General features: G+C 71.1%; 11 protein-coding genes and 1 pseudogene. 7 read left to right on the forward strand and 5 right to left on the reverse strand.

The genetic code is table 11. The features are described 5' to 3' along the window. Positions 1-329, forward strand: a pseudogene (locus tag ABZY11_RS26685) (two-component system response regulator); the annotation flags it as partial. A gap of 86 nt (positions 330-415) precedes the next feature. Here ABZY11_RS26685 and ABZY11_RS26690 read toward each other — a convergent pair. Then, the gene (locus ABZY11_RS26690; RefSeq protein ID WP_356481560.1) at positions 416-1,675 is read right to left on the reverse strand and encodes a vanadium-dependent haloperoxidase; all 1,260 of its coding nucleotides are present in this window, start codon (positions 1,673-1,675) and stop codon (positions 416-418) included. A 310-nt stretch (positions 1,676-1,985) separates the two neighbouring features. After that, a complete protein-coding gene (locus tag ABZY11_RS26695) occupies positions 1,986-2,681 on the reverse strand; it encodes a hypothetical protein (protein WP_356481561.1) in 696 nt (231 codons plus the stop codon). 335 nt (positions 2,682-3,016) lie between these two features. On the opposite strand from ABZY11_RS26695, the gene ABZY11_RS26700 reads away from it, so the two are divergent. Both ABZY11_RS26700 and ABZY11_RS26705 read left to right on the forward strand, forming a co-directional pair. Next, complete coding sequence (locus tag ABZY11_RS26700; RefSeq protein ID WP_356481562.1) at positions 3,017-3,526, forward strand: sigma-70 family RNA polymerase sigma factor; 510 nt, start codon at positions 3,017-3,019, stop codon at positions 3,524-3,526. Next, on the forward strand, positions 3,523-4,233 hold the full coding sequence (locus tag ABZY11_RS26705) for a zf-HC2 domain-containing protein (protein ID WP_356481563.1): 711 nt from the start codon (positions 3,523-3,525) through the stop codon (positions 4,231-4,233). The genes ABZY11_RS26700 and ABZY11_RS26705 overlap by 4 nt, the downstream gene beginning before the upstream one ends. Positions 4,234-4,340: 107 nt before the next feature. Here the strand turns inward: ABZY11_RS26705 and ABZY11_RS26710 are convergent, their stop codons facing one another. Then, positions 4,341-4,640 carry a hypothetical protein gene (locus tag ABZY11_RS26710; RefSeq protein ID WP_356481564.1) on the reverse strand — a complete coding sequence of 100 codons (300 nt, stop codon included), beginning with the start codon at positions 4,638-4,640 and terminating at the stop codon, positions 4,341-4,343. Positions 4,641-4,886: 246 nt separating this feature from the next. Here ABZY11_RS26710 and ABZY11_RS26715 point away from each other — a divergent pair, with 246 nt between their 5' ends. Further along, entirely contained in the window at positions 4,887-5,525 is a 639-nt protein-coding gene (locus ABZY11_RS26715) for a helix-turn-helix transcriptional regulator (protein ID WP_356481589.1), read from the forward strand. A gap of 24 nt (positions 5,526-5,549) precedes the next feature. On the opposite strand, the gene ABZY11_RS26720 is transcribed toward ABZY11_RS26715, so the two are convergent. Beyond that, positions 5,550-6,626 (reverse strand): helix-turn-helix domain-containing protein, encoded by a 1,077-nt coding sequence (locus tag ABZY11_RS26720; protein WP_356481565.1) that lies wholly within the window; start codon positions 6,624-6,626, stop codon positions 5,550-5,552. A gap of 215 nt (positions 6,627-6,841) precedes the next feature. Continuing rightward, entirely contained in the window at positions 6,842-7,867 is a 1,026-nt protein-coding gene (locus ABZY11_RS26725) for an ATP-dependent 6-phosphofructokinase (protein ID WP_356481566.1), read from the reverse strand. Between the two features lie 295 nt (positions 7,868-8,162). Here ABZY11_RS26725 and pta point away from each other — a divergent pair, with 295 nt between their 5' ends. From pta to pyk, 3 genes are all read left to right on the forward strand, one after another. Further along, positions 8,163-10,289, forward strand: coding sequence for a phosphate acetyltransferase (pta, locus tag ABZY11_RS26730; RefSeq protein WP_356481567.1), 2,127 nt, complete (start codon positions 8,163-8,165; stop codon positions 10,287-10,289). 4 nt (positions 10,290-10,293) lie between these two features. Continuing rightward, on the forward strand, positions 10,294-11,565 hold the full coding sequence (locus tag ABZY11_RS26735; protein WP_356481568.1) for an acetate kinase: 1,272 nt from the start codon (positions 10,294-10,296) through the stop codon (positions 11,563-11,565). A gap of 74 nt (positions 11,566-11,639) precedes the next feature. Next, positions 11,640-13,070, forward strand: a complete 1,431-nt coding sequence (pyk, locus tag ABZY11_RS26740) for a pyruvate kinase (protein ID WP_356481569.1) — start codon at positions 11,640-11,642, stop codon at positions 13,068-13,070. The last annotated feature ends 39 nt before the right edge of the window (positions 13,071-13,109 follow it).

The following is a 13,109-nucleotide window of genomic DNA, read 5'->3' on the forward strand; positions in this document are numbered from 1 at the left end:
TCCGCTACGCGGAGTTCCGCGCGGCGGCCGGTGAGGCGAGCGGCCAGGACGAGGTGGACCGGGCCCTCGGCGCCCTGCGCGCACCGCAGCCGGCCCGGCTGCCGAAGGGGCTGAGCGGCCCGACGCTGGAGGCCGTCACCCGTGTCGTGCGGGCCGCCCCGGAGGGGATGACGGCGGCCTCGACCGGGGCGGAGCTGGGCATCTCGCGGATCACCGCGCGTCGCTATCTGGAGCATCTGGTGACGGTGGGGCACGTGGTGCGCAGTCCGCAGTACGGCCAGATCGGGCGTCCGGAGTTGCACTACCGGTGGGTGACCCGCGACGGCTGACGGACCGACGGCACCCGGGCCCGCGTCCTCGCCGGCTCGACGTGGACGTCGGCGCCGACGCGGACGGCGGTGTTCGCCCGGCCGATTCAGTGCTCCTGGAACAGCGACCGGGCGTGGTTCAGGCCGTACCTGGCGACATCGGTACCCAGTGCGACCCCGGCCTCGTCCGCGAGTCGGGTGTGGATGCCCAGCCAGACCCGCGCGTCCATGTTCTCCAGCGTGAGCTGGTGCCATGCGGTGTAGGTGCGGACGACGCCTGGTGCGGTGCCGCTGGTCAGGGTGAACGGGGCCGTGCGCGGTCCTACGAGGGCGGTGAGAACGGTTTCCGCCGCGCCTGCGTACGTGTTGTGGCCACTGGGGTAGTCCGGGTGCGCCGGCGTGGGGCGCAGTGGGGTCCATGACGGGTCGGCAGGGATCTCGCCGACGCCTGTTCGGATCGCGGTGACGGGGCGCCACAGCGGGTAGGTGTACTTGCTGTCGGAGGTGGCGATCTGGGTGTCCACCAGCGTGGCGTGGGTCAGGGCGACGAGCTCGGCCTGCCCCGGCAGCGGCCGGTGGGAGGTGGCGGCGAGCGCGACGCGGATCGGCTTGGTCCACAGGGCCGGCGAGGAGTCGAACCAGAAGTTGGCCGTGTCGGTCTGCCGCGCGGTGCGCACGGTGCTGTTCAGCTCGCCGAAGTCTCGAACCTCCTTCAGGTCGGTCCGGTACCGCTTGGACGTCGGAGCGGGAGGCGGGGGCAGTCGGAACTGGCCGGCACTCTTCAGCAGGAAGGGCCGGGCGAACCGGCTGCCGTTCTGGATGGCGGGGGCGAACGCGGGCGGGGTGGGCTGCCAGACGCCTGGCGCGGCCGGCGGCACGGTGAAGGGGGCGTTCACGGAGGCCGCATCGAGGCCGTCTCCCTCGCGGTCGTGCAGGACTTCCAGCGCCTGGCGTTCGCCGGCTGCGGCGCCCAGGGTCTCGGCCGGACCGTCGGGAGTCCGATCCAGGGTCTGTTTCAGGGCGGCATCCAGCTCCGGGGCACGGGTGGGCACCAGCTCGACCAGGGCGCGGTGCACCGCGGCGGCCAGCGCCGCGTCCTGGTAGTCCCCACGGTCGACCCCGGACGGCACATGCTGCAAGGCCCGCGCCGCCGCGATCCAACTGATCGCCCAGGTACGGCTGTTGGTCACCGGGGGTAGTGATGATCCGGCCGTCGCGATCGTGTCGGCCGTGGTGTCGTACCAGGCGAGCGCCACGGAGGTGCGGCCGTGCCCAGGCACGGGGGCGGCGACGCTCGGCGCTGCGCCGGAGGCGACCAGCAGTGCCGTGGAGGCCACCAGGGCCACACGGGTCTTCGGAAAGTTCACGGGAGCAGCTCCTCATGGTGTGGGGTGGGGGCCGGATACCGGCCCGCCGTCGGGCAGTCATGTGCGACGGGACGTGGAGAATTGAGGACCTCGCACCGGCCGCGGCAGGTTCCCGGACGAAGCCGAGGGCCTTGGCCCGGGAACCTGCGGAGCACGGTGCCGTGCCGGACCGGACGCCCTGCCCTCAGGACTGCCGCCGCAGGCAGGAGCGGTCTCTTCGTCGCTCCGTCCCATCAGCGCCGGCGCACACTGCGGCACACGCGCGGGCGTTCACGTGCCCGGCAGCGGCGCCCTCCTGACCTGGCGGGGTTCAGGCGGGGTCGGCGTTGATGTGGAAGGGGACGGTGACGATGTTGGAGGCGACGCCCATCAGGTCCAGGTCCTTGGCGCCGATCCGCCCATCGCCGTCGAGGTCCTTCACGACCCCGGGTGCGTCGTTGTAGATGCCGTCGTGGTTGAGGTCGTCGACGACAGCCACGGTGAGGGTGGTGTCGACGTTCTGCCCCGCGATGGGGGCGCCGACGATCCAGGTGTCCCACAGTTCGGTCCTGTGCGGGGTGCGGTTGGTGACGCCGGAGAGGTTGAACAGGTTGGCCAGGTTGGTGCCGGGCCCGGAGAAGCCGGGGAGGGTGCTGTTGGTGGTGGAGTCCAGCACGACCAGTCCGGGGATCTTGTCGTCCCGGCCGGTGGAGAACGTACCGGGGAAGGGGGCGATGTTGTTGTGCGCGGCCGGGCCGGTGAGCTGGAGCCCGTTGAAGCCGGTCTGGGCCAGGGTCTTGCCCCGGAAGGAGAGCTTCAGGTCCACGATCCAGCCCTTGCCCTCCACGCCCGCGTCGTCCCCGCGCCTGGGCGCGACGACCTTCACCTTCACCGGGTGCGTTGCGGCGGAGGCGGACGTGTCCGGGCTCGACGCGTTCGCGCTGGACAGCCCGAAGGCCGTGCCGCCCAGACCGAGGATCACGGCCGCACTCGCGCCGAGGGTCCAGCCGAGCTTCTTCTTCCTCATGACTTGTTCTCCTGAGTGTTGGGAGGCTTGCGGCCATGTGTACGACCACCTGCGGCACCCGGTTCAATCGTCGTGCACGTAGCCGGGGGTGAACTTGAACCCCCAGCTCGTCGTACACGTAGCCGAAGGGCACACGATCAGTGCCTCAGGACACAAGAAGCCGCATGTCGCAGCCGTCCTCGAAGACGGCGCAGCCGGTGCGGCCAGGTATGGAAGTGGGTCGGATGGATCGGATCTGGTTCCGCGCCTCCCCGGGGCGCGGACTGTCCACCGCCTGCGGTACGGGCCCGGCGATGCTCCGAGCGGCCCCAGCCTGCGAGACGAGGACATCGAGCGTGACGCCGGACGAGCAGTTGATGACTGCGTTGTACACCGAGCACCACGATGTGCTGCTCTCCTTCGTGCGCAGGTATGTGCGCAGTCCTGAGCAGGCGGAGGACGTCGTGCAGGAGACGCTGCTGCGGGCGTGGCGCAGCATCGACAAGATCGAGCCACGCCACGTCACCATCCGCTCCTATCTCTTCACGATCGCCCGCAACGTGCTCACCGACGGCTGGCGCGCCGAGCAGCGGCGTCCGGAACCGCTCTACGACGACGAGGCACTCGCGGCTGTACCTTCTGCCGATGACGTGGAGGCGGCGCTGGAGGGGCACGTGATCACCGCAGCGTTGGAACGCTTGTCCAGCGAGCATCGTGATGTGATCCAGGCGCTGTACTTCGAGGGGCTGACCGTCGCCGAGTCCGCGTCACGGCTCACGATCCCGGAGGGAACGGTCAAGTCCCGCGCCTACTACGCCGTACGCAACCTGCGCGCAGCCTTTGAAGAAATGGGAGTTCTGCGGTGAGCACCGACCACGACGACGTGCGCATGCTGATCGGCGCGTATGTGCTGGGCGGCCTCAGCGAGACCGACCGCCGCGACCTGGAGTCCCACCTGCCCACGTGCCAGGAATGCCGTGACGAGCTCGCGCGCTCGGCCCCGCTGGCGGGACTGCTCCGCCGTGCCCCGGGCATGTCCGCGCCCCGTCCCCGGGCCGCGCGCGAGGCCGGCACCGATGCGGCGCCGCCGGCTCCGCCGGCCGGGCTCGGCCGCCTGCTGGAGCAGGTCCGCGCCGCCGGTGTCGCACGCAGGCGCCGGGCTCGTCGGCAGTGGCTGGCACTGGCTGCGGCCCTGATCGTGGTTGCCGGGCTCGGACTGGGGTCGATGCTGCCGTTCCGGCACTCGACCGGCCCGGCCACGGCCTTCACCTCGGCCGCCGGGTACTCCGTGTCCGGCCGCGCCACGCTCACGGCCAAGCCCTGGGGCACCGCGGTGAGCGTCACCCTGGCCGACCTGCCCGCAGGAGCGCCAGGACCCTTCGTCCTCCAGGTCTCCTCGGTGGACGGCCGCAAGGAGCAGGCGGCCACCTGGGCGATCACTCCCAACGGCAGCGCCGCCGTGACGGGGGCGAGTGCCCTGCACCTTCCCGACATCCGATCCATCTCCGTGATGGACCACGCGGGACGTCTGGTCGCCACGGCCCGACCAGTCAGACCCGCCTCGACCACGTGAGCACCCCTGGGTGGTGCGTTGATCACTTGAGGGTGCCGTCGTTTGCCGGCACTCGCCCGCGGACACCGTTCGCGGGCGGCGTTGCTCAGGTAGCGCATGTGCCCCGGTCAGTGTGTCCTACCGGTTTCCGGGGGACCGCTGCGCCGGCCGCTGAGCACCGTGGCGATCGGCAGTGCCGCTGCCGGGCCGCTGAGCAGGACTGCGGCGAGGGCGCCCTGGACGAGCGCGATGAACGATGCGGAGGACAGGCCGAACAGTGCGCCGATGCCCCGGCCGAGCAGCGGGATGATGACCAGGTTGGCGAGCAGAGCCAGCGCCGGCAGCGGGATGTCGGCGAAGACGCTCCGCAGTGCCGGGAGGGTGGCCCCCAGACCGGCAGTGAACATGGTGGCCGCGATGAAGATCATGGTGACGGCGTTGAAACAACAGGTGCAGGGCTTCCATGGGATAGGTCCCCTCGGGCGGCCGGGCGCCTCGGCGGGCCGGTGCACCCGTCGGCAGCGTTCAGCGTTCCTCTAGGACGTTCCTACGAGTTGTGGATATCGGTGGAACACACCGTAGTCATGCCATGTCTTGACTCCTACGGTGGGGCCGTGCACCCCTCCCCGCCCTTCAACGCCCCCGCCGCGCGCCGACTCCGTGAGGCCCTGGGGATGCTTCCCGGACATGTCGCGTACGGTCTCGGGGCCCAGTACGGGCTCCGGGTCGGCACCGAGACGGTGGTCGCCTGGGAGCGTGGGCTCTCCTCCCCGAGCGAGTACGAACTCACGGCGCTGGCCGGGGTGTTGTGGTGCTCGCCGGGTGAACTGCTCACCGCCGCGCGGACCCTGCGGGAGCACCGGGTGGCCGGCGAGCTGACCGTGGAGGAGCTGGCGCGGCTGCTGGGGATGACCGCCTCCGCGTATCTGCGGATGGAGGAGTCGGGGCGCTGGCGCGGCAATGAACGCCAGTCCGCGGTGCTCGCCGAGGTGCTGGGGCTGACGGCCGCCGGGTTCGTGACGGTGTCCGGCCGGGACGAGGAGCTGGCGGAGCAGCTGCGCGGCGCGGTGACCACGCGCTGGCAGGCCCATCTGCGGCCGGTGGCGAAGCTGGTGCCGCTGGAGCGCGGCTTCCTCCAGGACGTACTGGAACAGCTGCACGCCGACTACCAGGCGCTGATGGTCTCGACGCTGAGCCGGAGCAGCACGGGTACGGAGTGGGCCGGGGCGACGGGTGACGCGGGGCGGGAGTTCCTGGCGGAGATCCTGGACCGGTTCTGGCAGGCGGCGGGGGTGCGGGGGCCGGGTCGGTGAGCCGCCCGGCCCCGTCGGACGGGCTCAGCCGCCGGCCGCGTCCGCGGCGACCGGGTCGAAGGAGAACAGGTTTCCCCGGTCCGCTCCGTCGCAGCTCGTCTGCACCATCTTGGCGCCGCGCTTCTTACTGTTCCCCTGGGCCCCGACGCACAGGCGGGTGTGGGCGGGGCGGATGCGGTACCCGTCGGCGGGACGGCCCACGGGCTCGATCAAGAACTCCTCCGCGTCGCCGCGTTTGCCGCACTCCTGGTCCTGCAACGGGGCCCCGGCATCCCGTATCCCGTCCCAGACGCCGGTGCAGCCCGGCCCGTAGTCCGGGTGATCGGTCGCGATCCGCCATGCGCCGCCGTCCAGCGGCTTGAGGGAGAAACCCGGGATCGTCTCCTCCTCGCACGGCACCTGGTACAGCCGCCCGCTGTCGCTCCCCCGCTCCTCGGAGAGGCAGAACCCGGAGTGCACGGACCGTATCTGCACCGTCCGCCCCGCCACGGGCCCGGTAGCACGGCGGGATTCCGGCCGGTCGTCGTCCCGTACGCCGTCGTCCCGTACGAGGAGGGTGACGGTCACCGCGGCGGCGGCGAGCACGACGAGCGAGACGGCTGCCGCCAGAACGGTCCCGGACCGGCGCCGACGGGCAGGGGGCGGTACGGGGAGCGGGACGGTGGGCGGCTCGGCCGACTGCACGGCCGACTCCTCGGGTGAGCGCCCGGCCGGTGCGCCCTGTGCCCTCCCGGGCTCCGCCGTACCGGCTCCGTCCTGTCCCGCGCCCCCTCCCCGGGCCCGCTGCCCGTGCACGGCGAGCTCCTTGCGCACGGCGAGCCAGTCCGCCACCTCTGTGGGCCCGCAGCCGCAGGCCCGTACGAACGCGGCGAGGAGTTCCTCGCGCGGGACCGACGTACGCCCCAGCATGTTGGCGATCGTGGAGCGCGGCAGCACGTCCCCGACCGCGTCGGCCCGCTGGGCCAGTTCACGGAACGTCAGACCCGACGCGTCCTTGAGCACCCGCAACAGGGCGATGAACTCGGGCGCGCTGCGCGCCTCACGAGGATCCGGAGCTCTGCCCTCGACCACCATGCGCTGTGCCTCTCCCCTGGATTCCACGCCCGGACAAGGTTGGGACATGTCCCGGACAGGGACAAGCCTTGTTGATCCGGTCCGCCGGCTCAAGAGTTGTTTCCGGCACCGCGGTCCGTCCGGATCCGACCATCCGGAACGGGTCCCGGGCGCCGGGGGAACGGCAAGCGGCCCTGACCGTTCACGGGGGGACAGTCAGGGCCGCCGGGTCGTTCCCGCTGGGCGCAGCCGAGCGGCCGGGGTCAGAAGACCGACTCGGCCTCGTCCATCCGGTCCTTGGGCACCGTCTTGAGCTGTGTGATCGCGTCGGCAAGCGGAACCATCTGGATGTCGGTGCCGCGCAGCGCCGTCATCCTGCCGAAGTCGCCCCGGTGGGCCGCCTCCACCGCGTGCCAGCCGAAGCGGGTGGCGAGCACCCGGTCGTACGCGGTCGGCGTGCCGCCCCGCTGCACATGGCCGAGAATGACCGGCCGGGCCTCCTTGCCGAGCCGGGTCTCCAGCTCGATGGCCAGCCGGTTGCCGATGCCCTGGAAGCGCTCGTGGCCGTACTGGTCGATCTCGCCCTTGGCGTAGGGCATGGAGCCCTCCGCCGGGTGCGCGCCCTCGGCCACACAGATGACCGCGAACTTCTTGCCGCGCGCGAAGCGTTCCTCGACCATCTTCACCAGGTCCTCGACCTCGAAGCGGCGCTCGGGGAGGCAGATGCCGTGTGCGCCGCCCGCCATTCCGGACTCCAGCGCGATCCAGCCCGCGTGCCGGCCCATCACCTCGACGACCATGACCCGCTGGTGCGATTCGGCGGTGGTCTTGAGGCGGTCTATGGCGTCGGTGGCGACGCCCACCGCGGTGTCGAAGCCGAAGGTCCGGTCGGTTGCGGAGATGTCGTTGTCGATGGTCTTGGGGACGCCCACGACGGGCATGCCGGCGTCCGAAAGCATCCGGGCGGCGGTGAGGGTGCCCTCGCCGCCGATCGGGATGAGGGCGTCCATGCCGTAACGGCGGCTCAGTTCGGCGCAGTTCTCGGCGGCCTCGCGCAGCCGGTCGCGCTCCAGCCGGGCCGAGCCGAGAATGGTGCCGCCCCGGGCGAGGATGCCGCTGACCGCGTTGAGGTCGAGGCGGCGGAAGTGGCCGTCGAGGAGTCCCTTGAACCCGTCCTCGAAGCCGATGACTTCATCGCCGTGACCCACCACGGCGCGGTGCACGACCGACCGGATCACTGCGTTCAGGCCCGGACAGTCGCCGCCTGCGGTGAGAATTCCGATGCGCATCGTGCCTTGTCTCCTGCTCGCTAGTGCCGTGCATTTCGGGGGACGTCCACTGAATCCCCCGTACCGTGAGCCACGACGATTGTCCCACGTCTGGTCTGGACCTCGCGTTCGCCGTCGCTCCGGGGCAACCGCGCAGGTGTCCCGCCGGGTGCGGCGACGGACCGGACGCGGTGTTCCGGGCGGCTCCGCGGCCCCCCACGCAGGGTGCTTCGCCCGGCGGGCGACGCCTCGGCCCCCGCGGGTATCGTCAACATGGCAATACCATCCCAAACCGAAAGTGGACGGGAGAGCACGCGTGACGCGCAGCGTGTACGTGACCGGGATCGACCGGGGAGACGGCCGGCAGGTCGTCGATCTGGGAGTCATGGAGCTCCTGACACGTCAGGTGGACCGGGTCGGGGTGTTCCGGCCGCTCGTCCATGACGGACCCGATCGGTTGTTCGAGCTGTTGCGGGCCCGCTACCGGCTCTCCCAGGACCCCGAGTCGGCCTACGGGCTGGACTACCACGAGGCGTCCGCGCTCCAGGCGGAGCAGGGCACGGACGAGCTGGTCTCCCGGCTCGTCGAGCGGTTCCACCAGGTGGCCCAGAAGTACGAGGTGGTGCTGGTGCTCGGCACCGACTTCGCCGCCACCCAGCTGCCCGACGAGCTGGCGCTCAACGCGCGCCTGGCCAATGAGTTCGGCGCCTCGGTGATCGCGGTGGTCGGCGGCAAGGAGCAGACCTCGGAGTCGGTGCGGGCCGAGACCCGCAATGCCTACCGCGCGTACGCCGGACTGGGCTGCGACGTCGTCGCGATGATCGTGAACCGGGTGGCGTCCGAGGACCGCGACGCCATCGCGGAGCGGCTGACGGCCACGCTGCCCGTCCCCTGTTCGGTCCTGCCCGACGACGCGGCGCTCTCCGCGCCGACCGTCGCCCAGATCACCGCGGCGCTCGGCGGCACGGTCCTGCTCGGCGACGACTCCGGGCTGGCGAGGGACGCGCTGGACTTCGTCTTCGGCGGTGCGATGCTGCCGAACATGCTGAACGCGCTGACGCCGGGCTGCCTGGTGGTCACGCCCGGGGACCGGGCGGACCTGGTGGTCGGCTCGCTGGCCGCGCACAGCGCCGGGACGCCGCCCATCGCGGGGGTGCTGCTGACCCTGGACGAGCACCCCGGCGAGGAGATACTCAGGCTGGCCGCGCGACTCGCACCGGGCACCCCGGTCGTGTCGGTGGCCGGCGGATCCTTCCCCACCGCGGCCCGGCTCTTCGCCCTGGAGGGCAAGTTGAACGCCGCGACGCCCCGCAAGGCGGAGACCGCACTGGGCCTCTTCGAGCGCCATGTGGACACCGGCGCTCTGCTGGAGCGGATCTCGGTGGCCCGCAGCGGCCGGGTCACCCCGATGATGTTCGAGCACGAGCTGCTGGAGCAGGCCCGCGCCGACCGGCGCCGGGTCGTCCTGCCGGAGGGCACCGAGGAGCGGGTGCTGCGCGCCGCCGACGTACTGATGCGCCGCGACGTCTGCGACCTCACCCTGCTCGGCGACCCCGACGTCATCCGCAAGAAGGCCGCCGACCTCGGCATCGATCTCGCCGATACCCAGCTCATCGACCCTCAGACCTCCGAGCTGCGCCAGACGTTCGCCGAGCGGTACGCCCAGCTGCGGGCCCATCGCGGGGTCACGGTGGAGCTGGCGTACGACGTCGTCGCGGACGTCAACTACTTCGGCACCCTGATGGTCCAGGAGGGGCTCGCGGACGGCATGGTCTCCGGGGCCGTGCACTCCACCGCCGCGACGATCCGGCCCGCGTTCGAGATCATCAAGTCCAAGGGGGCCGAGCGAAGCTCGTCAGGCAGGGCGGCGGCGGGTGACGGAAGGGCAAAGCCGGACGCCTCGATCGTCTCCTCGGTCTTCTTCATGTGCCTCGCCGACAAGGTGCTGGTGTACGGCGACTGCGCGGTCAATCCGGACCCGGACGCGGAGCAGCTCGCCGACATCGCGGTGCAGTCGGCCGCCACCGCCGCCCGCTTCGGCGTGGAACCGCGGATCGCGATGCTGTCGTACTCGACCGGGACCTCCGGCTCGGGCGCCGATGTCGACAAGGTGCGCGCGGCGACGGACCGGGTCCGGGCGAGCAGGCCGGACCTCAGGATCGAGGGCCCGATCCAGTACGACGCCGCGGTGGATCCGAGCGTCGCCGCGACGAAGCTGCCCGGCTCCGAGGTGGCGGGCCGGGCGACGGTGCTGATCTTCCCGGACCTGAACACCGGCAACAACACCTACAAGGCCGTGCAGCGCTCGGCGGGCGCGGTGGCCGTCGGACCGGTGCTCCAGGGGCTGCGGAAGCCCGTCAACGACCTGTCCCGCGGCGCGCTCGTCCAGGACATCGTCAATACCGTGGCCATCACGGCGATCCAGGCGCAGGGCAAGGAGTGAACGGATGACCAACCCGACCACCGAGGACTCCGCCGGGACGGGCGCGTACCGCGTACTGGTCCTCAACTCCGGTTCCTCGTCGGTGAAGTACCAGCTGCTGGACATGAGCGACCGCACCCGGCTCGCGGTGGGGCTGGTCGAGCGGATCGGCGAGGAGACCTCCCGTCTGGTGCACACCCCGCTGGTCGGCAAAGGCGCCGAGCAGCGCGAGCGCATCGGCCCGATCGCCGACCACGAGGCGGCGCTGAAGGCCGCGGCGGAGGAACTGGCGGCCGACGGGCTCGGCCTGGACTCCCCGCAGCTGGCGGCGATCGGCCACCGGGTGGTGCACGGCGGGCTGCGGTTCACCGAGCCCGTGGTGATCGACGACGAGGTGCTGAACGAGATCGAGCGCCTGGTCCCGGTGGCCCCACTGCACAATCCGGCGAACATCACCGGAATCCGTACCGCTCGGGCCCTGCGGCCGGACCTTCCGCAGGTGGCGGTCTTCGACACGGCCTTCCACACGACGATGCCGGAGTACGCGGCGCGGTACGCGATCGACACGGAGACCGCCGACGCGCACCGCATCCGGCGTTACGGATTCCACGGCACCTCGCACGCGTACGTCTCCCGCAAGGCCGCCGAGCTGCTGGGACGCACCCCCGAGGAGGTCAATGTCATCGTGCTGCACCTGGGCAACGGCGCCTCGGCGTCGGCGGTGGCCGGCGGCCGGTGCGTGGAGACCTCGATGGGGCTGACTCCCCTGGAGGGGCTGGTGATGGGCACCCGCTCCGGGGACATCGATCCGGCCGTCACCTTCCACCTCATGCGTGTGGCGGGGATGTCGGCGGACGAGATCGACGCGCTGCTCAACAAGAAGAGCGGTCTGGTCGGTCTCTGCGGCGACAACGACATGCGGGAGATCCGGCGGCGGATCGACGAGGGCGACGAGCGTGCGGCGCTGGCGTTCGACATCTATGTGCACCGGCTGAAGAAGTACATCGGCGCCTATTCGGCGGTCCTCGGCCGGGTGGATGCCGTGGTGTTCACGGCGGGGGTCGGGGAGAACTCGGCCCCGGTGCGGGAGGCTGCCATCGCCGGTCTCGAAGAGCTCGGTCTGACGGTGGACGCGGATCTGAACGCCGTACGGTCCGGCGAGCCCCGGCTGATCTCGCCCGACTACGCGCGGATCGCGGTCGCCGTGGTGCCGACGGACGAGGAACTGGAGATCGCCGTCCAGACCTTCGCGCTCGTCGGACCGGCCCACGACCTCGTCGGACAAGCACACAACTGAGCGCCCCCGCGCCCCTTTGTACCTTCCACCAGACGGAATATTCCGTAGCGAAACAAACCGATAGGATCCGCCTCATGCGCCGTTCCAAAATCGTCTGCACACTCGGTCCCGCCGTCGACTCCCATGAGCAGCTCGTCGCTCTGATCGAGGCCGGCATGAGCGTGGCCCGCTTCAACTTCAGTCACGGCAGCCACGAGGAGCACCAGGGTCGTTACGACCGGGTCCGCAGGGCCGCCGCCGAGACCGGCCGGGCGATCGGCGTGCTCGCCGACCTCCAGGGTCCGAAGATCCGCCTGGCGAAGTTCGCCGAGGGCCCCGTCGAGCTGGTCCGGGGGGACGAGTTCACCATCACCGCGGAGGACGTTCCCGGCGACAAGTCGATCTGCGGTACGACCTACAAGGGTCTGCCCGGCGACGTCGCCAAGGGCGACCCGATCCTGATCAACGACGGCAACGTCGAGCTGAAGGTCGTCGCGGTCGAGGGCCCCCGGGTGAAGACCATCGTCATCGAGGGCGGTGTCATCTCCGACCACAAGGGCATCAACCTGCCCGGCGCGGCGGTCAACGTCCCGGCCCTGTCCGAGAAGGACGTCGACGACCTGCGGTTCGCCCTGCGGATGGGCTGCGACCTGGTGGCGCTGTCCTTCGTCCGGGACGCCGACGACATCAAGGACGTCCACAAGGTGATGGACGAGGAGGGCCGCCGGGTCCCCGTCATCGCCAAGGTCGAGAAGCCGCAGGCCGTCGAGCACATGGAGGGCGTCGTCATGGCGTTCGACGGTGTGATGGTCGCCCGTGGCGACCTGGCCGTGGAGTACCCCCTGGAGAAGGTCCCGATGGTGCAGAAGCGCCTGGTGGAGCTCTGCCGGCGGAACGCCAAGCCGGTGATCGTCGCGACCCAGATGATGGAGTCGATGATCACCAACTCGCGGCCGACCCGCGCCGAGGCGTCCGACGTCGCCAACGCGATCCTGGACGGCGCGGACGCGGTCATGCTGTCCGCCGAGTCCAGCGTGGGCGCGTACCCGATCGAGACGGTCAAGACGATGTCGAAGATCGTCGTCGCCGCCGAGGAGGAGCTGCTCTCCAAGGGCCTGCAGCCGCTGGTGCCGGGCAAGAAGCCCCGTACCCAGGGCGGTTCGGTGGCCCGTGCGGCCTGCGAGATCGCGGACTTCCTGAACGGCAGGGCGCTGGTCGCCTTCACCAAGTCCGGTGACACGGCCCGCCGGCTCTCCCGCTACCGCGCGGCGCAGCCCATCCTGGCCTTCACCACGGACGAGTCCACCCGCAACCAGCTCGCGCTGAGCTGGGGCGTCGAGGCGCACGTCGTGCCGCACGTGGACAACACGGACGCGATGGTCGACCTGGTCGACGGCGAGCTGCTGAAGCTGGGCCGCTACAACGAGGGCGACACCATGGTCATCACGGCCGGCTCGCCCCCCGGTGTCCCGGGCACGACCAACATGGTCCGGGTGCACCACGTCGGCGGCGGCGCCCGCGACTGACCCGTCCGTCACCCGTGAGCACGACTGTGGGCCGCACTC

This window comes from Streptomyces sp. NPDC006510, assembly GCF_040611955.1.
GTDB lineage: Bacteria > Actinomycetota > Actinomycetes > Streptomycetales > Streptomycetaceae > Streptomyces.

Coding starts and splice junctions, on each gene's coding strand:
- ABZY11_RS26695 (WP_356481561.1), bottom strand. CDS start 2,681: ATGAGGAAGAAGAAGCTCGGCTGGACCCTCGGCGCGAGTGCGGCCGTG.
- ABZY11_RS26735 (WP_356481568.1), top strand. CDS start 10,294: ATGACCAACCCGACCACCGAGGACTCCGCCGGGACGGGCGCGTACCGC.
- ABZY11_RS26725 (WP_356481566.1), bottom strand. CDS start 7,867: ATGCGCATCGGAATTCTCACCGCAGGCGGCGACTGTCCGGGCCTGAAC.
- ABZY11_RS26715 (WP_356481589.1), top strand. CDS start 4,887: ATGCTTCCCGGACATGTCGCGTACGGTCTCGGGGCCCAGTACGGGCTC.
- ABZY11_RS26710 (WP_356481564.1), bottom strand. CDS start 4,640: ATGATCTTCATCGCGGCCACCATGTTCACTGCCGGTCTGGGGGCCACC.
- pyk (WP_356481569.1), top strand. CDS start 11,640: ATGCGCCGTTCCAAAATCGTCTGCACACTCGGTCCCGCCGTCGACTCC.